This is a genomic window from Citrobacter sp. wls619, from assembly GCF_005281345.1.
GTDB lineage: Bacteria > Pseudomonadota > Gammaproteobacteria > Enterobacterales > Enterobacteriaceae > Citrobacter.
This window is the reverse complement of sequence record NZ_SZXJ01000103.1, coordinates 102,882-127,931: the sequence shown is the minus strand read 5'-3', so window position 1 is coordinate 127,931 and position 25,050 is coordinate 102,882. Positions and strand designations below refer to the sequence as shown.

Sequence of the window (25,050 nt, the reverse complement as noted above, 5' to 3'; positions counted from 1 at the left end):
TTATGTCGATTACCTTAAGCGACAGTGCAGCAGCGCGTGTAAATACCTTCCTGGCAAACCGCGGTAAAGGGTTTGGTCTGCGTCTGGGCGTGAGAACCTCCGGCTGCTCAGGTATGGCCTATGTACTGGAATTTGTTGACGAGCCGGCGGCTGAAGATACCGTGTTTGAAGACAAAGGCGTAAAAGTCGTGATCGACGGTAAGAGCCTGCAATTCCTCGACGGTACGCAGTTAGACTTCGTCAAAGAAGGTCTGAACGAAGGGTTTAAGTTCACTAACCCGAACGTGAAAGACGAATGTGGATGCGGCGAAAGCTTCCACGTGTAACGCGCTTACTGATAACCCCACCGTGGTCGCCTGCGCGTGGGGTTTGTTTTACCTGACTCTCTGGTTTTGCCTCATCGAACAACAGAGAATCGATGCCCTGAGAATGTTATGGACTACTTCACCCTCTTTGGCTTACCGGCCCGTTATCAGCTCGATACTCAGGCGCTGAGCCTACGTTTTCAGGATCTACAACGTCAGTATCATCCTGATAAATTCGCCAGCGGTTCTCAGGCGGAACAACTTGCTGCAGTTTCGCAGTCCGCCACTATCAACCAGGCCTGGCAAACGCTGCGTCATCCCTTGATGCGCGCCGAATACTTACTGTCTTTACACGGCTTTGATATCAGAAGTGAACAGCACACGGTGCGCGACACTGCTTTCCTGATGGAACAGCTGGAGCTGCGTGAAGAGCTGGATGAGATTGAGCAGGCAAAAGACAGTCAACGTTTAGATGCGTTTATGCAACGCGTCAGCGACATGTACAATGTTCGCCATCAATTGATGGTAGAACAGCTGGATAGCGAGACGTGGGACGCGGCGGCAGATACCGTGCGTAAGCTGCGTTTTCTCGATAAACTGCGAAGCAGTGCAGAACAACTCGAAGAAAAACTGCTCGATTTTTAATTTCCGGAAGCGAAAATGGCCTTATTACAAATTAGTGAGCCTGGTCTGAGCGCTGCGCCGCACCAGCGTCGTCTGGCGGTAGGCATCGATTTAGGCACCACCAACTCCCTGGTTGCGACCGTACGCAGCGGCCAGGCCGAAACGCTGGCCGACCACGAAGGTCGCCACCTGTTGCCGTCAGTGGTTCACTATCAGCAGCAGGGCTACTCAGTCGGTTACGATGCGCGTGCTAACGCGGCGCTGGATACGGCAAATACCGTCAGTTCGGTAAAACGCATGATGGGCCGCTCGCTGGCGGATATTCAGGCGCGCTACCCGCATTTGCCTTATACGTTCCAGGCGAGTGAGAACGGTCTGCCGATGATTGAAACTGCTGCTGGCTTACTCAATCCGGTACGCGTCTCTGCTGACATTCTGAAAGCGCTGGCCGCACGGGCAACCGAAGCGCTGTCCGGCGAACTGGACGGCGTGGTGATCACCGTTCCGGCATACTTTGATGATGCTCAGCGTCAGGGCACGAAAGATGCTGCGCGTCTGGCGGGCCTGCATGTGCTGCGTCTGCTGAACGAACCGACTGCTGCTGCAATCGCCTATGGCCTGGATTCAGGTCAGGAAGGTGTCATTGCCGTTTATGACCTCGGCGGCGGTACATTTGATATTTCTATTCTGCACCTGAGCCGTGGCGTGTTTGAAGTGCTGGCGACCGGTGGTGATTCCTCACTCGGCGGCGACGATTTTGACCATCTGCTGGCCGACTACATCCGCGAGCAGGCGGGCGTGGCCGATCGCAGCGATAACCGCGTACAGCGCGAACTGCTGGATGCCGCGATTGCCGCTAAAATAGCGCTCAGCGATGCGGACTCTGTCACCGTTAACGTGGCGGGATGGCAGGGTGAAATCACCCGTGAAACCTTTAATGAACTGATTTCCGCACTGGTTAAGCGCACGCTGCTGGCTTGCCGCCGCGCACTGAAAGATGCTGGCGTTGAGGCGCAAGACGTTCTGGAAGTGGTGATGGTCGGTGGTTCAACGCGCGTGCCGCTGGTGCGTGAACGCGTCGGCGAATTCTTTGGCCGTACGCCGCTGACCTCGATTGATCCGGATAAAGTCGTTGCCATCGGCGCGGCTATCCAGGCCGATATTCTGGTTGGCAATAAACCGGACAGCGAAATGCTGTTGCTGGACGTTATCCCGCTGTCCCTGGGACTGGAAACCATGGGCGGTCTGGTGGAGAAAGTGATCCCGCGTAACACCACGATTCCGGTGGCGCGGGCACAAGACTTTACCACCTTTAAAGACGGGCAAACGGCGATGTCGATTCACGTGATGCAGGGCGAGCGTGAGCTGGTGCAGGACTGCCGTTCGCTGGCACGTTTTGCACTGCGCGGCATCCCGGCACTACCTGCGGGTGGAGCGCATATCCGCGTGACCTTCCAGGTGGATGCCGATGGCCTGTTGAGTGTGACCGCCATGGAGAAATCCACCGGCGTTGAATCCTCCATCCAGGTCAAACCGTCCTACGGTCTGACGGACAGCGAAATCGCCTCTATGATTCAGGATTCGATGAGTTTTGCCGAGCAGGATGTAAAAGCGCGTATGCTGGCAGAACAAAAAGTCGAAGCAGCACGTGTACTGGAAAGCCTGTCCGGTGCGCTCGCTGCTGATGCCGCGCTGTTAAGCGCCGCAGAACGTCAAGTTATCGACGCCGCCGCCGCGCATTTGAGCGAGGTTGCACAGGGCGACGATGTTGACGCTATCGAACAAGCCATTAAAAACGTAGACAAACAAACCCAGGATTTCGCCGCTCGCCGCATGGATAAGTCTGTCCGTAGCGCGCTGAAAGGCCATTCTGTGGACGAGGTTTAATATGCCAAAGATTGTTATTTTGCCTCATCAGGATCTCTGTCCCGATGGCGCAGTTCTGGAAGCTGAGACTGGCGAAACGATTCTCGACGTTGCCCTGCGTAACGGCATCGAGATTGAACACGCCTGTGAGAAATCCTGTGCCTGCACGACCTGTCACTGCATCGTACGTGAAGGTTTTGATTCTTTGCCGGAAAGCACAGAAGAAGAAGACGACATGCTGGATAAAGCCTGGGGTCTGGAGCCGGAGAGCCGTTTGAGCTGTCAGGCGCGGGTCACTGAGGACGATTTAGTGGTCGAAATCCCACGTTACACAATCAATCATGCACGTGAGCATTAACAGAGGGTAGTATGGGACTGAAGTGGACCGATAGCCGCGAAATCGGCGAGGCGTTGTACGACGCGTTCCCCGATCTCGATCCCAAGACCGTTCGTTTCACCGATCTGCACCAATGGATCTGTGACCTGGAAGCGTTCGATGATGATCCACAGGCATCGAACGAAAAAATCCTTGAGGCCATTTTGCTGGTCTGGCTGGACGAAGCCGAATAAGTCAACGGGCTGCCCACGGGTGGCCCGTTTTCCTGTATGCGCGAAAATAAGGATAAATAAAATGACAGAAGCCATGAAAATTACGCTTTCCACGCAACCTGCCGATGCCCGCTGGGGTGAAAAGGCAACATACAGTATCAATAATGACGGCATTACCCTGCACCTGAACGGAAAAGATGACCTTGGCCTTATCCAGCGCGCCGCGCGTAAAATTGACGGCCTGGGGATTAAACACGTTCAACTGGACGGTGAAGGCTGGGATACCGAGCGCAGCTGGGCATTCTGGCAGGGCTATAAAGGGCCGAAAGGCAGCCGCAAAGTTGAGTGGGCTGCTCTGGACGAAGCCCAGCGCAAAGAGCTGGATAACCGTCTGAAAATTATCGACTGGGTGCGCGATACCATTAACGCCCCGGCGGAAGAGCTGGGCCCGGAACAACTGGCGCAGCGGGCTGTTGATCTGCTGTGCTCTGTCGCGTGCGATAACGTCTCTTACCGCATCACCAAAGGTGAAGATCTGCGTGAGCAGAACTACATGGGACTGCATACCGTGGGACGCGGCTCCGAACGTCCGCCGGTGCTGCTGGCGCTGGACTACAACCCAACTGGCGATAAAGAAGCGCCGGTTTATGCGTGTCTGGTTGGCAAAGGCATCACCTTTGACTCCGGCGGCTACAGCATCAAACAAAGCGCATTTATGGACTCAATGAAGTCCGATATGGGCGGTGCGGCAACCGTAACTGGCGCACTGGCATTTGCTATTACTCGCGGTCTGAACAAGCGTGTGAAGCTGTATCTGTGCTGCGCGGATAACCTGATTAGCGGTAATGCCTTTAAACTGGGCGATATTATTCACTATCGCAACGGTAAAAACGTTGAGGTGATGAACACCGATGCAGAAGGTCGTTTGGTTCTGGCGGATGGCCTGATCGACGCCAGTGCGCAGAAACCGGAGCTGATTATTGATGCTGCCACGCTGACAGGTGCCGCGAAAACAGCACTGGGTAATGATTACCACGCGCTGTTTAGCTTTGATGACCAACTGGCTGCTCGCCTGCTGGCAAGTGCTGCACAAGAAAATGAACCGTTCTGGCGTCTGCCGCTGGCGGAATTCCACCGTAACCAGCTGCCGTCTAACTTTGCCGAGCTGAATAACACCGGCAGCGCGGCCTACCCGGCAGGCGCAAGTACTGCGGCGGGCTTCCTGTCCCATTTCGTGGAAAACTACCAGCAAGGCTGGCTGCACATCGACTGCTCCGCAACCTATCGCAAAGCGCCGGTTGAGCAGTGGTCTGCGGGCGCAACCGGTCTGGGTGTGCGCACGATTGCGAATTTGTTAACCGCTTAATTATGTAGGCCGGATAAGCGTTAGCGCTATCCGGCAAGATAACGGTGGGGGCGCTTCGCTTGCCCGCCCTACATGCTTCTCTATTGTGATCCTTATGTCCGAAACAAAAAACGAATTAGAAACGTTGCTGGAACAAGCAGCGACTGAGCCAGCGCACCGTCCGGCCTTTTTCCGCACGTTGCTGGAGTCTACTGTCTGGGTACCGGGTACTGCCGCAGAAGGTGAAGCGGTGGTTGAGGACAGTGCGCTGGATCTGCAGCACTGGGAAAAAGAAGACGGCACGACGGTGATTCCGTTCTTCACCTCTCTGGAAGCCCTGCAGCAGGCGGTGGAAGATGAACAAGCGTTTGTCGTAATGCCGGTGCGTACGTTGTTTGAAATGACGCTCGGCGAAACGCTGTTTCTCAATGCTAAGCTGCCGACCGGCAAAGAGTTTATGCCACGCGAAATCAGTCTGCTGATGGGGGAAGAAGGCAACCCTCTGAGTACTCAGGAAGTACTGGAAGGCGGTGAATCGCTAATCCTCTCCGAAGTTGCCGAACCGCCCGCGCAGATGATTGACTCGTTGACCACGCTGTTTAAAACCATTAAACCGGTGAAGCGCGCATTTCTCTGCTCAATTAAAGAGAGCGCGGATGCTCAGCCGAACCTGTTGATTGGTATTGAAGCCGATGGTGATATCGAAGAGATTATTCATGCTACTGGCAGCGTCGCAACTGACACGTTACCGGGCGATGAACCTATTGATATCTGCCAGGTGAATAAAGGTGAGAAGGGCGTCAGCCACTTTATCACCGAGCACATTGCACCGTTCTACGAACGCCGCTGGGGCGGTTTCCTGCGCGACTTTAAACAGAACCGGATTATCTAAATTGTAGGCCGGATAGCTAAGCGCCATCCGGCATTTCCAGCTTTATAATTTCGGTTCTACCGGTAAATCGTTGCGCGCTCCCCATTCGCTCCATGCGCCGTCATACAGTGCGACGTTAGAAACGCCCAGCGTGGCAAGTGCCAGCACGACAACGGCAGCCGTTACGCCGGAGCCGCAGCTGGCGATAATGGGGCGGTCAAAGCTCACGCCGTGGCTGAAGAAAATAGCATCCAGTTCATCGGTGGTTTTCAGTTCGCCGTCACGAACCAGCTCTGTCCACGGTACGTTAAGCGCACCCGGCACATGACCACGTTTCAGACCAGGACGCGGCTCGTCAACTTCGCCATTAAAACGCGCAGCCGGGCGAGCATCGACGATCTGCGCCGTTTTTTCATGGCTGGCCAGCAGCACATCGGTCACGCGTACAACCGCTTCAGGCGCGAATGCTGCGTCAAATTCACCTTCGGGCAAATCAACATTTCCTGTCTGCAGGGGGAGTTCATCGCGCTGCCAGCCAGCCAAACCGCCAGCCAGAATTGAGACATTTTCAACGCCAAATGTCCGCAGCATCCACCATGCCCGCGGGGCAGAGAACAGGTTACCTTCATCGTATATCACCAGGTGCTTATCCTGGTGCACGCCTAACTCGCGCATGGCGACGGCGAAGGCTTCCGGGCGTGGCATCATGTGCGGAAAGGGGGAGGTGTGGTCAGAGAGGGCTTCAATATCAAAAAAGACAGCGCCAGGAATGTGGCCTGCGCGATATTCCTCGCCAACATTGCGATCTTCCTGGCCTGGAGGTGCCATCCGGGCATCAAGAATTTGTATTTCCGGGTCGTCAATATGTTCGACAAGCCAGTCGGCAGCGACAAAGAAGGCGGTAGTCATAGGCATCTCCATTTTTACCAGGTTTCGGCAAATTGTCGGATGTTTACTGGAAAGCGACAAGTAAAAGAGGCTGATTTGTCAGGCCGAACCACATTAATCATTAAAATTCAGACAACATCATTCACTTGCCGACTGCCACCGTAAGAAATCTGACGCATAATAGTTGTACTGCGTAGCTAACAGGCCACTGCGGCCAGGGATGAAAAATGAAATATCTTCGCGTAGCGGCCTGCATGCTGATGCTGGCCCTGGCAGGGTGCGATAATAATAACGATAAGCCGTTAACAGCGGCGAAAAATGATGCGCCAGCCCCGCAGAGCGCACCGGCAAAAGATCCGGCGCAATTACACAAGCTGACACAGCAAAGTCAGGGTAAACCGCTGACGCTGCTGGATGCCTCTGAAGTTCAGCTTGATGGCGCTGCAACTCTGGTCCTGACTTTCTCTATTCCTCTCAATCCCGAACAAGATTTTTCCCGCGTCGTGCACGTTGTCGATAAAAAAAGCGGCAAAGTGGACGGGGCCTGGGAGCTGGCGCCGAATCTGAAAGAGCTGCGTTTACGCCACCTTGAACCCAACCGCGAGCTGGTGGTCACCATTGAGCGTGACTTGTTGGCATTGAATAAAGCGACGTTTGGTATTGAGTATGAAAAAAATATTACCACCCGCGATGTTCAGCCAAGCGTAGGGTTTGCCAGTCGTGGCTCGCTGCTGCCGGGCAAAGTGATCGAAGGATTACCGGTGATGACGCTGAACGTCAGTAGCGTAGATGTGAACTTCTTTCGCGTGAAACCTGAGTCGCTCGGCGCGTTTGTCAGCCAGTGGGAATACCGCAATTCGTTGGCAAACTGGGAGTCTGACAATCTGCTGAAAATGGCGGAACTGGTGTATACCGGACGCTTTGACCTCAATCCGGCGCGTAACACCCGAGAGAAACTGCTGCTGCCGCTGAGCGATATCAAGCCGCTGCAGCAGGCGGGCGTGTACGTGGCGGTGATGAATCAGGCCGGGCATTACAACTACAGCAATGCCGCGACGTTGTTTACGCTCAGCGATATCGGTGTCTCTGTCCACCGTTACCACAACCAACTGGATGTTTTCACACAAAGCCTGGAAAACGGTGCTGCGCAACAAGGGATTGATATCACCTTACTCAATGAGAAAGGGCAGACATTGGCGCAAGCCACCAGTGATGCGCAGGGGCATGTAAAGCTTGAAGCTGATAAAGATGCGGCTGTATTGCTGGCGCGAAAAGATGGGCAAACCACCTTGTTGGATTTGAAACTTCCGGCGCTGGATCTGGCCGAGTTTGATATTGCCGGTGCGCCGGGTTACAGCAAGCAGTTCTTTATGTTTGGTCCGCGCGATCTCTATCGTCCTGGTGAAACGGTGATCCTCAACGGATTACTGCGCGATAGTGACGGAAGAACACTGCCCGATCAGCCCATTAAGCTGGAGGTGGTGAAGCCCGACGGGCAGGTGCTACGTTCGGTGGTCAGCCAACCTGAAAACGGTCTGTATCGCTTTAGCTGGCCGCTGGACAGCAGTGCGCCAACCGGCATGTGGCATATTCGGGCTAATACCGGTGATAACCAGTCGCGGATGTGGGATTTCCACGTCGAAGACTTTATGCCGGAGCGAATGGCGCTCAATCTCGCTGCAGACAAGACGCCCGTGGCGCCGGCGGATGACGTGAAGTTTTCCGTTGTGGGCTACTACCTGTACGGCGCACCTGCCAATGGTAATGCCCTGCAAGGCCAGCTTTTCCTGCGACCACTGCGTGAAGCGGTGCAGGCGCTGCCTGGGTTCCAGTTCGGTAATATTGCTGAGGAAAACCTGTCCCGTAGTCTCGATGAAGTTCAGATTACGTTAGATGAACAAGGTCGTGGCGAGGTCATTGCCAGTAGCCAGTGGCAAGAAACGCATTCGCCGCTGCAGGTCATTTTGCAGGCCAGCCTGCTGGAGTCGGGCGGCCGTCCGGTGACCCGTCGGGCAGAACAAGCTATCTGGCCTGCGGACACGCTGCCGGGTATTCGTCCGCAGTTTGCGGCGAAAGCCGTGTATGACTACCGCACTGATACCACCGTGAATCAGCCCATCGTTGATGAAGACAGCAATGCCGCTTTCGATATCGTATATGCCGATGCGCAAGGCGGGAAAAAAGCGGTAACCGGTTTGCAGGTGCGTTTGATTCGCGAACGTCGGGATTATTACTGGAACTGGTCTGAAGGCGAGGGCTGGCAATCACAGTTCGACCAAAAAGATTTGGTTGAGGGTGAGCAGACCCTGGATCTTAAGGCCGATGAAACCGGTAAAGTTAGCTTCCCGGTAGAGTGGGGCGCTTATCGTCTGGAAGTAAAAGCCCCGAATGATACAGTGAGCAGCGTACGCTTCTGGGCGGGTTATAGCTGGCAGGATAACAGCGACGGTAGCGGCGCTGTCCGTCCTGATCGCGTGACGCTGAAACTGGATAAACCCAGCTATCGTCCCGGCGATACCATGAACCTGCACGTTGCCGCTCCTGCTGCTGGCAAAGGTTATGCGATGGTGGAATCCAGCGAAGGTCCGCTGTGGTGGCAAGAAATAGACGTACCGGCGGATGGTCTCGATATCTCCATCCCGATCGATAAAACCTGGAATCGCCACGATTTGTATCTCAGTGCGCTGGTGATTCGCCCTGGCGACAAGTCCCGTTCGGCAACGCCAAAACGGGCGGTCGGTTTACTGCATTTGCCGTTAGGCGATGAAAACCGTCGTCTGGCGCTGGCGCTGGAAAACCCGGCGAAAATACGGCCAAACCAGCCGTTGACCGTCAAGATTAAAGCCAGCGTCAAAAATGGCGACGTACCAAAACAGGTTAACGTGCTGGTCTCTGCCGTTGATAGCGGGGTGCTGAACATTACCGATTACGCCACGCCAGATCCGTGGCAGGCATTTTTCGGACAAAAACGCTATGGCGCGGATATTTATGATATTTACGGCCAGGTAATCGAAGGGCAAGGGCGGCTGGCGGCGCTGCGTTTTGGCGGCGATGGCGATGAGTTAAAACGTGGCGGTAAACCACCGGTCAATCACGTCAATATCGTCGCGCAACAGGCACTGCCGGTGACGCTCAACGAGCAGGGCGAAGGTACGGTGACGTTACCGATTGGGGATTTCAACGGCGAGCTGCGGGTAATGGCGCAGGCCTGGACGGCGGATGACTTTGGCAGCAGCGAAAGTAAAGCGATTGTTGCCGCCCCGGTGATTGCTGAATTGAATACCCCGCGCTTCCTGGCCGGGGGGGATACGTCGCGACTGACGCTGGATGTGACTAACCTGACAGACAAACCGCAAACGCTGAATATTAAGCTTACTGCCAGTGGATTACTGGAACTGATGGGGCAAGATCCGGCACCCGTGAATCTGGCGCCAGGCGTACGCACCACGCTGTTTGTGCCGGTGCGAGCACGGGAGGGGTTTGGTGATGGCGAAATTCAGGCAGAAATTAGCGGTCTGACTTTACCGGGTGAAACGCTGCCTGTTCAGCATAAACAGTGGAAGATTGGTGTGCGTCCGGCGTTCCCGGCGCAAACCGTTAATAACGGTGTCGCACTTCAGCCGGGCGCAACCTGGCAGCTTCCGGGCGAAGAACTGACCAATTTCTCCCCTGCGACGATGCAGGGACAACTGCTGTTCAGCGGTAAGCCGCCGCTAAATCTGGCGCGTTATATCCGCGAACTGAAAGCTTACCCTTACGGTTGCCTGGAGCAAACGGCGAGCGGGTTGTTCCCATCCTTATACACCAACGCTGCGCAATTGAAGGCGTTAGGTATTGTGGGCGACAGCGATGAAAAACGTCGCGCGGCAGTCGATATTGGGATTTCCCGTTTAGTGCAGATGCAGCGTGATAACGGGGGGTTTGCATTGTGGGACAAGAACGGGTCGGAAGAGTACTGGCTGACCGCGTATGTCATGGACTTCCTCGTCCGGGCGAATGAACAGGGCTACAGCGTACCGACAGAGGTGATTAACCGGGGGAATGAACGGTTGCTGCGCTATTTACAGGACCCGGGCATGATGTCGATACGCTATACCGACGATACCTCAACAAGCCGCTTTGCAGTACAGGCATATGCAGCACTGGTGCTGGCTCGCCAGCAGAAAGCCCCGCTCGGCGCACTACGCGAAATCTGGGAGCGTCGTGCACAAGCGGCGTCTGGTTTGCCGCTGCTGCAACTGGGTATTGCGCTGAAAAACATGGGGGATGCGAATCGCAGTGAACAAGCGTTGACGTTGGCATTGAATACACCACGTCGCGACGCGCAGCAGTGGATGGCGGATTACGGCAGTGCGTTACGGGATAACGCGTTGATGCTGGCTTTGCTCGAAGAGAACAAGCTCAAACCTGAGGTGCAGAATACGCTGCTGAACACGTTGTCAGAACAGGCCTTTGGACAGCGCTGGCTCTCGACTCAGGAAAATAATGCGTTGTTCCTTGCCGCGCGTACGCTACAGGATTTACCTGGCACGTGGCAGGCGCAAACGTCACTCTCGGAGCAACCATTGGCAGGGGATAAATCGCTAACCCGCAATTTGGATGCCGACACACTGTCTACGCTGAGCGTCACCAATACCGGTAATCTACCGTTGTGGCTGCGTCTGGATGTGAGCGGTTATCCGCAAACCTCACCGACGCCTGCCAGCAACGTTCTGCATATTGAACGTCAGATCCTGGGGCTGGATGGTCGCAGCAAATCGCTGGACTCTCTGCGCAGCGGCGAACTGGTGCTGGTTTGGCTGACGGTAAAAGCCAGCCAGAACGTGCCTGATGCGTTAGTCGTTGATCTGCTGCCCGCCGGACTGGAACTGGAAAACCAGAATCTGGCCAACGGCAGCGCCAGTTTGCAGGATAGCGGTAGCGAAGTGGCGAATCTGCTCAATCAGATGCAGCAGGCGGATATTCAGCATGTGGAGTTCCGCGACGACCGTTTTGTCGCGGCGGTGGCAGTCAACGAAGGACAACCGGTCACGCTGGTGTATCTGGCGCGGGCGGTAACGCCGGGGACCTATCAGATTCCTGTGCCGCAGGTGGAATCAATGTATGTTCCGCAGTGGCGTGCGACCGGTACGGCAGAGGGGCCACTGATTGTCAGACCGTAAATGATGCACCGGTTGGGGAAACGCGGCTGCTGGCTCTGGCTGGTCGCCGTTATGCTATTACTCGTGGCGGCGGTTTGGTCGGCAGATAAAATCTGGCCGCTGCCGCTTCATGAAGTCGATCCTGCGCGTGTCGTGGTGGCGTACGATGGTACACCGCTATGGCGTTTTGCCGATGCGGACGGTATCTGGCGTTATCCGGTCACAATTGATGAGGTCTCGCCCCGGTACCTCGACGCGTTAATTAATTACGAAGATCGCTGGTTCTGGAAACATCCCGGTGTTAATCCGTTTTCGGTGCTGCGCGCAGCGTGGCAGGATCTCTCCTCCGGGCGCGTGGTTTCGGGCGGCAGTACGCTCACCATGCAGGTCGCAAGATTACTTGACCCTCATCCTCGCACCTTTGGCGGTAAGTTCCGCCAACTCTGGCGCGCAATGCAACTGGAGTGGCACCTTTCCAAGCGCGACATCCTGACGCTGTATCTTAACCGTGCGCCATTTGGCGGTACGCTGCAGGGCGTGGGGGCGGCAAGCTGGGCCTATCTTGGCAAATCGCCCGCGCAATTGAGTTATTCCGATGCTGCGCTGCTGGCGGTGCTGCCGCAGGCGCCGAGTCGTCTGCGCCCGGACCGTTGGCCGGATCGCGCGCAAGCGGCGCGCAATAAAGTGCTCGAACGTATGGCGACGCAGGGCATTTGGCCTGCCAGACAGGTACAGGAGTCGCGCGAAGAACCGGTCTGGTTGGCGCCCAGACAAATGCCGCAGTTAGCGCCGTTATTCTCGCGCATGATGCTGGGAAAAAGCCGAAGCGATAAAATCGTGACCACCCTTGACGCCGGGTTGCAGCGCCAACTGGAAGAGCTGGCGCAAAACTGGAAGGGGCGCTTACCTGCGCGCAGTTCGCTGGCGATGATTGTGGTCGATCACACCGATATGAGCGTGCGTGGCTGGGTGGGGTCGGTAGATATGAATGATGACTCCCGCTTTGGTCATGTGGATATGGTGAATGCGATCCGTTCGCCCGGCTCGGTGCTAAAGCCGTTTGTATATGGCCTGGCGTTGGATGACGGACTCATTCATCCTGCTTCGTTGTTGCAGGACGTGCCGCGTCGTACCGGGGATTATCGTCCAGGGAATTTTGATAGTGGCTTTCATGGCCCGGTGAGCATGAGTGAAGCGCTGGTGCGTTCACTCAATTTACCCGCCGTGCAGGTGCTTGAAGCCTATGGCCCGAAGCGTTTTGCCGCAAAATTGCGTAATGTGGGTTTGCCGTTGTATTTACCCGCAGGAGCCACGCCGAATCTGTCGTTGATCCTGGGCGGCGCGGGGGCGAGACTTGAAGATATGGCGGCGGCATACAGCGCGTTTGCTCGCCAGGGAAAAGCGGGAAAACTGCGTCTGCAGCCGGGCGACCCACTGCTTGAACGTCCGTTGATGTCGGCGGGCGCGGCGTGGATTATTCGCCGCATTATGGCCGATGAAGCGCAACCGCTACCGGATAACGCTATGAGCAGAGTGGTCCCGCTGGCGTGGAAAACGGGCACCAGTTATGGCTATCGTGACGCATGGGCAATCGGCGTTAATTCACGTTATGTGATAGGTATCTGGACCGGTCGACCCGACGGTACGCCGGTGGTCGGGCAGTTTGGTTTTGCCAGCGCCGTCCCTCTTTTAAATCAGGTGAATAATATGCTGCTGGCGCGGGGAAGCGCTCAGCCGGAGGATCCTCGTCCTGATTCAGTTAGCCGCGGTGTGGTGTGCTGGCCTGGCGGGCAATCTCTGCCGGAGGGTGATGGTAACTGTCGTCGTCGTTTAGCCACCTGGCTACTGGACGGTAGCCAACCGCCAACGTTGTTATTACCCGAACAAGAAGGCGTGAGTGGCATTCGTTTTCCTGTCTGGCTGGACGATGAGGGAAAACGCGTTGCAGCGGATTGCTCGCAGGCGCGTGAGCAAACATTAGTCGTCTGGCCATTGCCGCTGGAACCCTGGCTGCCGGAATCAGAGCGTCGGGGGGCGAGGTTACCGCCGGTTTCTGCAATCTGTCCGCCGCTGGGGCAGGATGCTACATTACCGCTGCAGTTGACAGGTGTGCGCGATGGCGCGATTGTGAAACGTTTACCCGGTATGCAGCAGGCTTCATTACCGGTGCAAACCAGCGGTGGGACAGGTGAGCGCTGGTGGTTCCTTAACGGCGAACGGCTGGATGATCGTGGGCGTCGTCTTACCCTGCGACTCACCGTAAAAGGGGATTACCAACTGCTGGTGATGGATGACGCGGGACAGGTGGCGACGGTGAGATTTTCTTTGCAATAGACCAGGTTGAGATGGTTTGTTGCTAAAAATCATCTTATTTTAAAGAAATGTTACCTTCGTCAATAGTCAACGGCCAGGATGCTCTTTATAATCCGCGCCAGGTAAACCATAACAGAACATCTTTTTTCAGAGGTAATCATGGCTATTGAACGTACTTTTTCCATCATCAAACCAAACGCGGTGGCAAAAAACGTTATTGGGAGCATCTTTGCGCGCTTCGAAGCAGCAGGGTTCAAAATTGTCGGCACTAAAATGCTGCACCTGACCGTTGAGCAGGCGCGTGGCTTCTATGCTGAGCACGACGGCAAACCGTTCTTTGATGGCCTGGTTGAATTCATGACCTCCGGTCCAATCGTCGTTTCCGTACTGGAAAGCGAAAATGCCGTACAGCGTCATCGCGATCTGCTGGGCGCAACGAATCCGGCAAATGCGCTGGCCGGTACGCTGCGTGCCGACTACGCGGACAGCTTCACCGAAAATGGTACCCACGGTTCCGATTCCGTTGAATCCGCAGCCCGTGAAATCGCCTATTTCTTTGGTGAAGGTGAGGTTTGCCCGCGCACGCGCTAATCTCCTGCGTCTTTCACGTCGCAGATGCGTTGGCTGCGTCCGTTTACCCCGGTCACATAGTTTTCTATGCTCCCGGGGATGCTCGAACTTGCCGCCTTCCTGCGACGCGAAATCCTTTGGAGATGAATTAGCGATTTACATATTATTTTCGCTAATGCTTCGTGCAAACGTGGCATCCCTGCGCCAGACTTTGTACAATGCAACGCCCCGGAAGAGCAGACCGCTTACCGGGGCGTTTCTTTTTAACCCTCCACGGGCCATAACGTGTAACAACGAGGCCGGAAAAAATTATGTCTGAATTAGTTAACACCTCTGAAGTCGTCATTGCTGCGGTTCCAAATAAAAATGGAAAAATTAACCTGCTGGATCTGAACCGTCAGCAGATGCGCGAATTCTTCAAAGAGATGGGCGAAAAGCCGTTTCGTGCCGATCAGGTCATGAAATGGATGTACCACTATTGCAGCGACAATTTTGATGACATGACTGACATCAATAAGGTGCTGCGTAACAAACTGAAAGAAGTGGCTGAAATTCGCGCCCCGGAAGTGGTGGAAGAGCAGCGTTCTTCTGATGGCACTATCAAATGGGCCATCGCGGTTGGCGATCAGCGCGTTGAAACGGTGTATATCCCGGAAGACGATCGCGCGACCCTGTGTGTTTCTTCACAGGTTGGTTGTGCATTAGAGTGTAAATTCTGCTCTACGGCGCAGCAGGGCTTTAACCGTAACCTGCGGGTGTCGGAAATCATTGGTCAGGTCTGGCGTGCGGCGAAAATCGTCGGCGCGGTGAAAGCCACAGGCGTACGTCCCATCACCAACGTGGTGATGATGGGGATGGGGGAGCCACTGCTTAACCTGACTAACGTCGTTCCGGCGATGGAAATTATGCTTGATGACTTCGGTTTCGGGTTGTCCAAGCGTCGCGTTACGCTGTCCACCTCAGGCGTCGTCCCTGCGCTGGATAAGTTGGGCGATATGATTGATGTCGCACTGGCGATTTCTCTGCATGCGCCAAATGATGAAATTCGTGACGAAATTGTACCTATCAACAAAAAGTACAATATTGAAACGTTCCTCGGGGCAGTGCGCCGCTATCTGGAGAAATCCAATGCGAACCAGGGCCGCGTGACCATCGAGTATGTGATGTTGGACCATATCAACGATGGCACTGAGCATGCGCATCAGCTTGCAGAACTGCTGAAAGATACGCCGTGTAAGATCAACCTGATTCCGTGGAACCCGTTCCCGGGCGCGCCGTATGGCCGTAGCTCTAACAGTCGTATCGATCGTTTCTCTAAAGTGTTGATGAGCTATGGTTTCACGACCATCGTGCGTAAAACACGTGGTGATGACATCGATGCAGCCTGTGGTCAACTGGCGGGAGACGTTATCGACCGTACCAAGCGTACTCTGCGCAAGCGTATGCAGGGCGATGCTATCGATATCAAAACCGTTTGATGCCGAATGCACTACGGTATAAATAATGTACCGTAGTGCAATGTAAGTTACATAAGGTCCTTTGTTGTCGTCGTCGGATCAATAATAACGGTGCGTTTTAGTCGACTTTAAGGCAGTATGTAGCGGTGCAACAAGCGTTTAGCCCTTAGGTTTACGCTGTTTTGTCATAGATAGTCTGACCGTTTTATACTGTCTGACGAAGGTTAACTGACCAGATGTTTCGCGGTGTGGGTGAGCATTGTGGCTCGCCGGCGCCAGAACCCAAATTTACGCAGCTGTAGCGAATGAATACTGAAGCCACGCACGACAAAAATGAAGCACTCTCCACCGGCGTTCGTCTGCGCAATGCCCGTGAACAACTCGGATTCAGCCAACAGGTGGTCGCGGAACGACTCTGCCTGAAGGTCTCCACGGTACGCGATATTGAAGAAGATAAGGCGCCAGCCGATCTCGCTTCGACATTCCTGCGTGGGTATATCCGTTCTTATGCGCGTCTGGTGCATATTCCTGAAGAAGAACTGTTGCCAGGGCTGGAAAAACAGGCTCCGATTCGACCAGCTAAAGTCGCACCGATGCAGAGCTTCTCGCTCGGTAAGCGTCGTAAGAAACGTGACGGCTGGTTAATGACCTTTACCTGGCTTGTGCTGTTTGTCGTTGTCGGACTGACCGGTGCCTGGTGGTGGCAGAACCATAAAGCACAGCAGGAAGAGATCACCACGATGGCCGATCAATCTTCCGCTGAACTGAATGCCGGTAAAGATAACGCGCAGAGCGTGCCGCTGGATACCAGCGCCGCTGCAAGCCAGGACAGTACACCGGCTCCGGATGATGGCGCAGTGGCTGATGCCGCTCAAACGCCGGATACCGCAGCGACCCCGGCGCCTGGCGCAGATCAAAACGCCGTTGTGGCTCCGTCTCAGGCCAATGTTGATACGGCAACGACCACACCGACTGCACCGGCGACAGCGGCACCATTGCCGACTGACCAGGCGGGTGTAACAACGCCGGCTGCCGATCCTAACGCGCTGGTGATGAATTTCACCGCTGACTGCTGGCTGGAAGTGACCGACGCAACCGGTAAAAAACTGTTTAGCGGCATGCAGCGTAAAGATGGCAATTTGAATCTGACCGGTCAGGCACCGTACAAACTGAAAATTGGTGCTCCGGCGGCAGTGCAGATTCAGTTCCAGGGTAAACCTGTCGACCTGAGTCGTTTTATCAGAACTAACCAGGTTGCGCGTCTGACCGTTAATGCCGAACAATCACCGGCTCAGTAACAGACGGCAATGCGGGAGATTTTTTAATGCATAATCAGGCTCCAATTCAACGTAGAAAATCGACACGCATTTACGTTGGGAACGTGCCGATCGGCGATGGTGCGCCCATCGCCGTACAGTCTATGACCAATACGCGGACCACGGATGTGGAAGCGACGGTTAATCAGATCAAAGCGCTGGAACGTGTAGGCGCAGACATTGTTCGCGTCTCTGTACCGACAATGGATGCTGCAGAAGCGTTCAAGCTTATCAAACAGCAGGTTAATGTCCCGCTGGTTGCCGATATTCACTTTGATTACCGTATTGCGCTGAAAGTGGCGGAATACGGTGTCGATTGTCTGCGTATTAACCCAGGTAATATCGGCAGTGAAGAGCGTATTCGCATGGTGGTGGATTGCGCTCGTGATAAAAATATTCCTATCCGTATCGGCGTAAACGCCGGATCGCTGGAAAAAGACCTGCAGGAAAAATACGGTGAACCGACGCCGCAGGCGCTGCTGGAATCCGCGATGCGTCATGTGGATCATCTCGATCGCCTGAACTTCGATCAGTTCAAAGTCAGCGTGAAAGCATCTGATGTTTTTCTCGCCGTAGAATCGTATCGTCTGCTGGCAAAACAGATGGATCAGCCGCTGCACCTGGGGATCACAGAAGCCGGTGGCCTGCGTAGCGGCTCGGTGAAGTCCGCGATCGGCCTTGGCCTGCTGTTATCTGAAGGGATCGGCGACACGCTGCGCGTTTCTTTGGCGGCGGATCCGGTGGAAGAGATCAAAGTGGGTTTTGATATCCTGAAATCGCTGCGCATTCGCGCGCGCGGGATCAACTTCATCGCTTGTCCAACCTGCTCACGCCAGGAGTTCGACGTTATCGGCACGGTTAACGCGCTGGAGCAACGCCTGGAAGATATCATTACGCCAATGGACGTTTCGATCATCGGCTGCGTGGTAAACGGTCCTGGCGAAGCACTGGTTTCCACGCTGGGTGTGACGGGCGGCAACAAGAAAAGCGGCCTGTATGAAGACGGCGTGCGTAAGGACAGACTCGATAACGACGACATGATTACGCAGCTTGAAGCCCGCATCCGCGCTAAAGCGAGTATTCTGGACGAAGCGCGTCGTATCGACGTGCAGCAGCTTGAAAAATAACAACGTGATGGGAAGCGGCGTGCTTCCCGTGTATGATTGAACCCGCATGGCGCCCGCATTGTTCGGGTTAGCGCTGAGGGTTCATTTTTATATCCATAAAGAGAATAAACGTGGCAAAAAACATTCAAGCCATTCGCGGCATGAACGATTATCTGCCTGGCGAAACCGCCATCTGGCAGCGCATTGAAGGCACTCTCAAAAACGTGCTCGGCAGCTACGGTTACAGTGAAATCCGCTTGCCGATTGTAGAGCAGACCCCGTTATTCAAACGTGCGATCGGTGAAGTGACCGACGTCGTTGAAAAAGAGATGTATACCTTTGAGGACCGCAATGGCGACAGCCTGACCCTGCGTCCTGAAGGCACTGCGGGCTGCGTACGCGCCGGCATCGAACATGGTCTCCTGTACAATCAGGAACAGCGTCTGTGGTACATCGGGCCGATGTTCCGCCACGAACGTCCGCAAAAAGGTCGTTATCGCCAATTCCATCAGTTGGGTGTCGAAGTGTTTGGTCTGCAAGGCCCGGACATTGATGCTGAGCTGATTATGCTGACGGCCCGCTGGTGGCGTGCACTGGGTATTTCCCAGCATGTTAGCCTTGAGCTGAACTCTATTGGTTCGCTTGAAGCGCGTGCTAACTACCGTGATGCGCTGGTCGCCTATCTGGAACAGCACAAAGAAAAACTGGACGAAGATTGCAAGCGCCGCATGTATACCAACCCGCTGCGCGTTCTCGACTCCAAAAACCCGGACGTGCAGGCGCTGCTGAACGATGCCCCTGCTCTGGGTGATTATCTTGATGACGATTCTCGCGAACATTTCGCGGGTCTGTGCAAATTGCTGGAATCCGCAGGTATTGCCTACACCGTTAATCAGCGTCTGGTTCGTGGTCTCGACTATTACAACCGCACCGTATTTGAGTGGGTAACCAACAGCCTGGGCTCACAGGGTACCGTCTGTGCAGGTGGTCGTTATGATGGTCTGGTTGAGCAACTTGGCGGTCGTGCCACGCCAGCGGTAGGTTTCGCTATGGGTCTGGAACGACTTGTTTTGCTAGTTCAGGCAGTTAATCCGGAATTTAACGCAGATCCTGTTGTCGATATATACCTGGTGGCGTCAGGTGCGGATACGCAGTCAGCCGCTATGCGGCTTGCTGAACGTCTGCGTGATGACGTTCCTGGTGTGAAACTGATGACTAACCACGGTGGCGGCAACTTTAAGAAACAGTTTGCTCGCGCCGATAAGTGGGGCGCCCGCGTTGCACTGGTACTGGGTGAGTCCGAAGTGGCTGACGGTACCGTTGTAGTGAAGGATTTGCGCTCTGGTGAGCAAACGGCAGTAGCGCAGGATAGCGTTGCCACGCATTTGCGCACTCTACTGGGCTAAGGAGAAGGACAGCGTGGAAATTTACGAGAACGAACACGACCAGGTTGATGCGGTAAAACGCTTCTTTGCTGAAAACGGCAAAGCGCTGGTTGTTGGGGTCATTTTAGGGGTTGGCGCGCTGGTCGGCTGGCGTTACTGGACCAGTCATCAGACGGAGTCCGCACGCTCTGCTTCTCTGGCATATCAAAATACGGTGACTGCGGTTAGCGCAGGTAAGCCTGATAGCATTTCTGCCGCAGAGAAATTTGCAGCGGAAAACAAAAACACCTATGGCGCGTTAGCGTCAATGGAACTGGCACAGCAGTTTGTTGACCAAAACGAACTAGAGAAAGCCGCGGCCCAGTTACAACAAGGCCTGGCCGCCACCAGCGATGAGAATCTCAAAGCGGTGCTTAATCTGCGTCTTGCTCGTGTTCAGGTTCAGCTTAAGCAGGCTGATACCGCGCTGAAAACACTCGATACCATTAAAGGTGAAGGGTGGGCGGCAATTGTGGCCGATCTGCGTGGTGAAGCGTTGCTGAGCAAAGGCGACAAACAAGGTGCGCGTAGCGCATGGGAAGCGGGTGTGAAAAGCGATGCCTCTCCTGCTCTGAGCGAAATGATGCAGATGAAAATCAATAATTTGTCCATCTGAGAGGGACCCGATGCAATTGCGTAAATTACTTCTGCCAGGGCTGCTTTCCGTTACCCTATTGAGCGGCTGTTCACTGTTTAGTGGCGAAGAAGATGTCGTTAAGATGTCCCCGTTACCGGTGGTTGAAAACCAGTTTACTCCGTCTACTGCCTGGAGCACTTCTGTAGGCAACGGTATTGGCGATTTCTATTCTAACCTTCATCCTGCACTGGCGGATAACGTGGTCTATGCAGCTGATCGCGCAGGTGTGGTGAAAGCGCTGAACGCAGACGACGGCAAAGAAGTCTGGTCTGTTAATCTGGGTGAGAAAGACGGTTGGTTCTCCCGTGCATCTGCTCAGCTTTCTGGCGGTGTAACCGTGTCGGGCGGCCATGTTTATATTGGCAGCGAAAAAGCACAGGTTTATGCGCTTAACACCAGTGACGGTACAACCGCATGGCAAACGAAAGTTGCCGGTGAAGCGTTGTCGCGCCCGGTGGTGAGCGATGGCGTGGTATTGATCCACACCAGTAACGGTCAGTTGCAGGCATTGAACGAAGCTGACGGCGCCATCAAATGGACCGTAAATCTCGACATGCCATCACTTTCCTTACGTGGTGAATCCGCTCCGGCGACCGCCTTTGGCGCAGCGATTGTGGGTGGCGACAATGGTCGCGTAAGTGCCGTACTGATGCAGCAGGGCCAGATGATTTGGCAGCAGCGTATCTCTCAGGCCACTGGCCCAACCGAAATCGATCGTCTGAGTGATGTCGATACCACGCCGGTTATCGTCAATGGCGTAGTTTACGCGCTGGCTTATAATGGTAACCTGACGGCGCTGGATCTGCGCAGCGGCCAGATCATGTGGAAACGTGAGCTCGGCTCGGTGAATGATTTTATCGTTGATGGTAATCGTATCTATCTGGTTGATCAGAATGACCGTGTGCTGGCGCTGACGACCGATGGCGGCGTGACGCTGTGGACGCAAAGCGATCTGCTGCACCGTCTGCTGACGTCTCCGGCTCTGTATAACGGTAACCTGGTCGTAGGCGATAGCGAAGGCTACCTGCACTGGATTAACGTTGAAGATGGTCGCTTTGTCGCTCAGCAGAAAGTCGACAGCTCCGGTTTCCTGACCGAGCCGGTTTCTGCTGATGGTAAACTGCTGATCCAGGCGAAAGACGGTACGCTGTACTCCATTACGCGTTAATCGTCCTGCCGCTCGCTTTGAAAAACGGCTCCTGGTGCAGGGGCCGTTTTACTGTTTTTAACAATGGCGCAAAAATAGCGTCCGTTGTCTGATGATTTTTTAAATGAGGCTTTAAACATGGTACCTGTGGTCGCGCTTGTCGGGCGCCCTAACGTTGGCAAATCCACGTTATTTAACCGTCTAACTCGCACCCGAGATGCGCTGGTTGCGGATTTCCCGGGTCTGACTCGTGACCGTAAGTACGGTCGTGCGGAAATTGAAGGCCGCGAGTTTATCTGCATTGATACTGGCGGTATTGATGGCACCGAAGACGGTGTTGAAACCCGTATGGCTGAGCAGTCGTTGCTGGCTATCGAGGAAGCAGACGTTGTGCTGTTCATGGTGGATGCGCGTGCTGGTCTGATGCCGGCAGATGAAGCCATTGCCAAGCATCTGCGTGCGCGCCAGAAGCCGACGTTCCTGGTCGCTAACAAAACCGATGGACTCGATCCGGATCAGGCCGTTGTCGATTTCTATTCGCTGGGGCTGGGCGAAATTTACCCCATCGCGGCGTCCCATGGTCGTGGTGTCCTCAGCCTGCTGGAGCACGTTTTGCTGCCGTGGATGGATGATGTCGCGCCGCAGGAAGAAGTAGATGAAGATGCGGAATACTGGGCGAAACTGGAAGCCGAAGAAAACGGTGAAGAAGAGCCTGAAGATGATTTCAATCCGCAGGATCTGCCCATCAAGCTGGCCATTGTCGGGCGCCCGAACGTAGGTAAGTCCACACTGACTAACCGTATTCTCGGTGAAGACCGCGTTGTGGTTTACGATATGCCGGGGACCACGCGCGACAGTATTTATATTCCGATGCAACGTGATGAGCGCGAATATGTGCTGATTGACACTGCGGGTGTACGTAAACGCGGTAAAATTACCGAAGCGGTAGAAAAGTTCTCCGTAATCAAAACGTTGCAGGCAATTGAAGATGCCAACGTGGTGATGCTGGTGATTGACGCTCGCGAGGGGATTTCCGATCAGGACCTCTCGCTGCTGGGCTTTATCCTCAATAGTGGGCGCTCACTTGTTATCGTCGTCAACAAATGGGACGGCCTGACGCAGGAAGTGAAAGAACAGGTAAAAGAGACGCTGGACTTCCGTCTGGGCTTTATCGACTTTGCCCGCGTTCACTTTATCTCCGCGCTGCACGGCAGCGGTGTAGGTAACCTGTTCGAATCCGTGCGCGAAGCGTATGACAGCTCAACCCGCCGCGTTAGCACCGCGATGCTGACCCGCATCATGACCATGGCGGCAGAAGACCATCAGCCGCCGCTGGTGCGTGGTCGCCGAGTGAAGCTTAAGTATGCACACGCCGGTGGTTATAACCCGCCGATTGTGGTGATTCACGGTAACCAGGTGAAAGACCTGCCGGATTCATACAAGCGCTATCTGATGAACTACTTCCGCAAATCACTGGAAGTCATGGGGACGCCAATCCGTATTCAGTTCAAAGAAGGGGAAAACCCGTTTGCGAACAAACGTAATACACTGACACCAACGCAGATGCGTAAGCGTAAGCGTTTGATTAAGCACATCAAAAAAAGCAAGTAACGCTTGCTGATGGCGATAGAGGCCCGCGTAAATCGCGGGCTTTTTTTCGCCCTTTTTTAGTCTGTACCTGTCTGTTTGCTGTCAATGACTATTCACTTTTTACCAAGTTTAAATCTAAGAAAGTAGACAATTGTCGAATTTTCATCTTAAAGTCATCCGGTTGGTACTAGACAAAACTACTGTCAGGTTATCAAATGGTTAAATAACTCTTCGCCGTATGTAAAAAATCGACCAGCTACGTAACTGGCCGGCGTACATCACGGTGTTTACAAGCACACGACATATCTTTTCGGGAGAATTATGCAATCCTCTGTTAATCAAAAAGAAAGCCGAACGTTCTTCGGTCATCCTTATCCGCTCGGCTCATTGTTCTTCACTGAGATGTGGGAGCGTTTTTCGTTTTATGGCATTCGTCCGTTACTGATCCTGTTTATGGCTGCTACCGTTTATGACGGCGGTATGGGGCTGGCGCGTGAAAATGCGTCGGCGATTGTCGGTATCTTTGCCGGTACGATGTATCTTGCCGCGCTGCCGGGCGGTTGGCTGGCGGATAACTGGCTCGGTCAGCAAAGAGCTGTCTGGTATGGCTCTATCCTGATTGCCCTCGGCCACCTGTCGATTGCGCTCTCTGCCATCATGGGTGACAACCTGTTCTTTATCGGCCTGATGTTTATCGTGCTTGGCTCTGGTCTGTTCAAGACCTGTATCTCGGTGATGGTCGGGACGCTGTATAAAAAAGGCGATGCGCGTCGTGATGGCGGTTTCTCGCTGTTCTACATGGGTATCAATATGGGCTCCTTCATTGCTCCGTTGATCTCCGGGTGGCTGATTAAATCTCATGGCTGGCATTGGGGTTTTGGTATCGGTGGTATCGGGATGCTGGTCGCGTTGATTATCTTCCGCGTGTTTGCTGTTCCGGCGATGAAACGCTACGACAGCGAAGTCGGGCTGGACTCTACCTGGAACAGCCCGGTAGTCAAAAGAAAGGGCGTAGGCACGTGGTTGTTGGCGCTGGCGGTAGGTGTGGCAGTCATTGTTACCCTGATAGCTCAAGGTGTGATTGTGATTAACCCGGTCGCGGTAGCCAGCGTGTTGGTGTATGTGATTGCGGCATCCGTAGCCCTCTACTTCATCTACCTGTTTGTATTTGCGGGGCTGAACCGTAAAGAGCGCGCCAGATTGTTGGTCTGCTTTATTCTGCTGGTTTCCGCTGCCTTCTTCTGGTCGGCATTTGAGCAAAAGCCAACGTCGTTTAACCTGTTCGCTAACGACTACACTAACCGTATGATCGGCGATTTTGAAATCCCGGCAGTCTGGTTCCAGTCGATTAACGCGCTGTTTATCATCCTGCTGGCCCCGGTCTTTAGCTGGGCATGGCCGAAGCTTGCCAGCATGAACATTCGCCCGAGCAGCATCACTAAATTTGTTATCGGTATTCTGTGTGCCGCAGCGGGTTTTGGCCTGATGATGCTGGCCGCGCAAAACGTGCTGAATAATGGTGGTGCAGGCGTTTCGCCTTTCTGGCTGGTGGGCAGCATCCTGATGCTGACGCTTGGTGAATTGTGTCTGAGTCCGATCGGTCTGGCGACGATGACGCTGTTGGCACCGGAAAGAATGCGCGGTCAGATGATGGGGCTGTGGTTCTGTGCCAGTGCGCTGGGTAACCTGGCCGCAGGTTTGATTGGCGGTCATGTGAAGGCCGACCAGTTGGATATGCTGCCGGATCTGTTTGCGCGTTGTTCCATCGCGTTGATAATCTGTGCTGCGGTACTGGTAGTCCTCATTGTTCCAATACGCCGTATGCTGGAGAATGCGCAGACTAAACCGGTTACCAGCGCCTGATAACACCTCGACATTGCCGGGGCGGGCATTCTGCTCCG

19 protein-coding genes are annotated in these 25,050 nt (G+C 54.5%); 18 read left to right on the top strand and 1 reads right to left on the bottom strand.

The features are described from left to right. Positions 1 to 2: 2 nt before the first annotated feature. From iscA to sseB, 7 genes are all read left to right on the top strand, one after another. The gene (gene iscA, locus FDX19_RS24845) at positions 3 to 326 is read left to right on the top strand and encodes an iron-sulfur cluster assembly protein IscA (RefSeq protein ID WP_003835203.1); all 324 of its coding nucleotides are present in this window, start codon (positions 3 to 5) and stop codon (positions 324 to 326) included. 108 nt (positions 327 to 434) lie between these two features. Then, the gene (gene hscB, locus FDX19_RS24835) at positions 435 to 950 is read left to right on the top strand and encodes a co-chaperone HscB (protein WP_137384803.1); all 516 of its coding nucleotides are present in this window, start codon (positions 435 to 437) and stop codon (positions 948 to 950) included. A 15-nt stretch (positions 951 to 965) separates the two neighbouring features. Continuing rightward, positions 966 to 2,816: a Fe-S protein assembly chaperone HscA gene (gene hscA, locus FDX19_RS24830; RefSeq protein WP_137384802.1), complete on the top strand. Its 1,851-nt coding sequence runs from the start codon at positions 966 to 968 to the stop codon at positions 2,814 to 2,816. Position 2,817: 1 nt separating this feature from the next. Beyond that, the gene (fdx, locus tag FDX19_RS24825) at positions 2,818 to 3,153 is read left to right on the top strand and encodes an ISC system 2Fe-2S type ferredoxin (RefSeq protein ID WP_003037690.1); all 336 of its coding nucleotides are present in this window, start codon (positions 2,818 to 2,820) and stop codon (positions 3,151 to 3,153) included. 11 nt (positions 3,154 to 3,164) lie between these two features. Continuing rightward, positions 3,165 to 3,365 (top strand): Fe-S cluster assembly protein IscX, encoded by a 201-nt coding sequence (gene iscX / locus FDX19_RS24820; protein ID WP_137384801.1) that lies wholly within the window; start codon positions 3,165 to 3,167, stop codon positions 3,363 to 3,365. A 61-nt stretch (positions 3,366 to 3,426) separates the two neighbouring features. Continuing rightward, positions 3,427 to 4,710 carry an aminopeptidase PepB gene (gene pepB / locus FDX19_RS24815; protein ID WP_137384800.1) on the top strand — a complete coding sequence of 428 codons (1,284 nt, stop codon included), beginning with the start codon at positions 3,427 to 3,429 and terminating at the stop codon, positions 4,708 to 4,710. A 94-nt stretch (positions 4,711 to 4,804) separates the two neighbouring features. Then, the gene (gene sseB, locus FDX19_RS24810) at positions 4,805 to 5,581 is read left to right on the top strand and encodes an enhanced serine sensitivity protein SseB (protein ID WP_137384799.1); all 777 of its coding nucleotides are present in this window, start codon (positions 4,805 to 4,807) and stop codon (positions 5,579 to 5,581) included. Between the two features lie 42 nt (positions 5,582 to 5,623). On the opposite strand, the gene sseA is transcribed toward sseB, so the two are convergent. Then, complete coding sequence (sseA, locus tag FDX19_RS24805) at positions 5,624 to 6,469, bottom strand: 3-mercaptopyruvate sulfurtransferase (RefSeq protein ID WP_137384798.1); 846 nt, start codon at positions 6,467 to 6,469, stop codon at positions 5,624 to 5,626. Positions 6,470 to 6,675: 206 nt separating this feature from the next. Here sseA and FDX19_RS24800 point away from each other — a divergent pair, with 206 nt between their 5' ends. From FDX19_RS24800 to FDX19_RS24750, 11 genes are all read left to right on the top strand, one after another. Beyond that, positions 6,676 to 11,610 carry an alpha-2-macroglobulin gene (locus tag FDX19_RS24800; RefSeq protein WP_137384797.1) on the top strand — a complete coding sequence of 1,645 codons (4,935 nt, stop codon included), beginning with the start codon at positions 6,676 to 6,678 and terminating at the stop codon, positions 11,608 to 11,610. Then, a complete protein-coding gene (pbpC, locus tag FDX19_RS24795; RefSeq protein WP_137384796.1) occupies positions 11,611 to 13,923 on the top strand; it encodes a peptidoglycan glycosyltransferase PbpC in 2,313 nt (770 codons plus the stop codon). A gap of 138 nt (positions 13,924 to 14,061) precedes the next feature. Further along, positions 14,062 to 14,493 carry a nucleoside-diphosphate kinase gene (ndk, locus tag FDX19_RS24790; protein WP_003037710.1) on the top strand — a complete coding sequence of 144 codons (432 nt, stop codon included), beginning with the start codon at positions 14,062 to 14,064 and terminating at the stop codon, positions 14,491 to 14,493. A 290-nt stretch (positions 14,494 to 14,783) separates the two neighbouring features. After that, entirely contained in the window at positions 14,784 to 15,950 is a 1,167-nt protein-coding gene (locus FDX19_RS24785) for a bifunctional tRNA (adenosine(37)-C2)-methyltransferase TrmG/ribosomal RNA large subunit methyltransferase RlmN (RefSeq protein WP_137384795.1), read from the top strand. Positions 15,951 to 16,234: 284 nt separating this feature from the next. Beyond that, positions 16,235 to 17,227 (top strand): cytoskeleton protein RodZ, encoded by a 993-nt coding sequence (rodZ, locus tag FDX19_RS24780; protein ID WP_137384794.1) that lies wholly within the window; start codon positions 16,235 to 16,237, stop codon positions 17,225 to 17,227. A gap of 26 nt (positions 17,228 to 17,253) precedes the next feature. Then, the gene (gene ispG, locus FDX19_RS24775; protein WP_137384793.1) at positions 17,254 to 18,372 is read left to right on the top strand and encodes a flavodoxin-dependent (E)-4-hydroxy-3-methylbut-2-enyl-diphosphate synthase; all 1,119 of its coding nucleotides are present in this window, start codon (positions 17,254 to 17,256) and stop codon (positions 18,370 to 18,372) included. Between the two features lie 110 nt (positions 18,373 to 18,482). Next, positions 18,483 to 19,757, top strand: coding sequence for a histidine--tRNA ligase (gene hisS, locus FDX19_RS24770; RefSeq protein ID WP_137384792.1), 1,275 nt, complete (start codon positions 18,483 to 18,485; stop codon positions 19,755 to 19,757). Positions 19,758 to 19,770: 13 nt separating this feature from the next. Beyond that, positions 19,771 to 20,391 (top strand): YfgM family protein, encoded by a 621-nt coding sequence (locus FDX19_RS24765; RefSeq protein WP_137384791.1) that lies wholly within the window; start codon positions 19,771 to 19,773, stop codon positions 20,389 to 20,391. A gap of 10 nt (positions 20,392 to 20,401) precedes the next feature. Further along, the gene (gene bamB / locus FDX19_RS24760; RefSeq protein ID WP_137384790.1) at positions 20,402 to 21,580 is read left to right on the top strand and encodes an outer membrane protein assembly factor BamB; all 1,179 of its coding nucleotides are present in this window, start codon (positions 20,402 to 20,404) and stop codon (positions 21,578 to 21,580) included. A gap of 117 nt (positions 21,581 to 21,697) precedes the next feature. Next, a complete protein-coding gene (gene der / locus FDX19_RS24755; RefSeq protein WP_137384789.1) occupies positions 21,698 to 23,170 on the top strand; it encodes a ribosome biogenesis GTPase Der in 1,473 nt (490 codons plus the stop codon). Between the two features lie 300 nt (positions 23,171 to 23,470). Further along, positions 23,471 to 25,012 carry a peptide MFS transporter gene (locus FDX19_RS24750; protein WP_137384788.1) on the top strand — a complete coding sequence of 514 codons (1,542 nt, stop codon included), beginning with the start codon at positions 23,471 to 23,473 and terminating at the stop codon, positions 25,010 to 25,012. Positions 25,013 to 25,050: the final 38 nt, after the last annotated feature.

What these genes read in the sequence shown, in the direction of transcription:
- FDX19_RS24800 (WP_137384797.1), top strand. Translation starts at nt 6,676, where the DNA reads ATGAAATATCTTCGCGTAGCGGCCTGCATGCTGATGCTGGCCCTGGCA.
- FDX19_RS24750 (WP_137384788.1), top strand. Translation starts at nt 23,471, where the DNA reads ATGCAATCCTCTGTTAATCAAAAAGAAAGCCGAACGTTCTTCGGTCAT.
- der (WP_137384789.1), top strand. Translation starts at nt 21,698, where the DNA reads ATGGTACCTGTGGTCGCGCTTGTCGGGCGCCCTAACGTTGGCAAATCC.
- hscA (WP_137384802.1), top strand. Translation starts at nt 966, where the DNA reads ATGGCCTTATTACAAATTAGTGAGCCTGGTCTGAGCGCTGCGCCGCAC.
- bamB (WP_137384790.1), top strand. Translation starts at nt 20,402, where the DNA reads ATGCAATTGCGTAAATTACTTCTGCCAGGGCTGCTTTCCGTTACCCTA.
- sseA (WP_137384798.1), bottom strand. Translation starts at nt 6,469, where the DNA reads ATGACTACCGCCTTCTTTGTCGCTGCCGACTGGCTTGTCGAACATATT.
- ispG (WP_137384793.1), top strand. Translation starts at nt 17,254, where the DNA reads ATGCATAATCAGGCTCCAATTCAACGTAGAAAATCGACACGCATTTAC.
- iscX (WP_137384801.1), top strand. Translation starts at nt 3,165, where the DNA reads ATGGGACTGAAGTGGACCGATAGCCGCGAAATCGGCGAGGCGTTGTAC.
- pbpC (WP_137384796.1), top strand. Translation starts at nt 11,611, where the DNA reads ATGATGCACCGGTTGGGGAAACGCGGCTGCTGGCTCTGGCTGGTCGCC.
- sseB (WP_137384799.1), top strand. Translation starts at nt 4,805, where the DNA reads ATGTCCGAAACAAAAAACGAATTAGAAACGTTGCTGGAACAAGCAGCG.
- hscB (WP_137384803.1), top strand. Translation starts at nt 435, where the DNA reads ATGGACTACTTCACCCTCTTTGGCTTACCGGCCCGTTATCAGCTCGAT.
- iscA (WP_003835203.1), top strand. Translation starts at nt 3, where the DNA reads ATGTCGATTACCTTAAGCGACAGTGCAGCAGCGCGTGTAAATACCTTC.
- rodZ (WP_137384794.1), top strand. Translation starts at nt 16,235, where the DNA reads ATGAATACTGAAGCCACGCACGACAAAAATGAAGCACTCTCCACCGGC.
- FDX19_RS24785 (WP_137384795.1), top strand. Translation starts at nt 14,784, where the DNA reads ATGTCTGAATTAGTTAACACCTCTGAAGTCGTCATTGCTGCGGTTCCA.
- ndk (WP_003037710.1), top strand. Translation starts at nt 14,062, where the DNA reads ATGGCTATTGAACGTACTTTTTCCATCATCAAACCAAACGCGGTGGCA.
- pepB (WP_137384800.1), top strand. Translation starts at nt 3,427, where the DNA reads ATGACAGAAGCCATGAAAATTACGCTTTCCACGCAACCTGCCGATGCC.
- fdx (WP_003037690.1), top strand. Translation starts at nt 2,818, where the DNA reads ATGCCAAAGATTGTTATTTTGCCTCATCAGGATCTCTGTCCCGATGGC.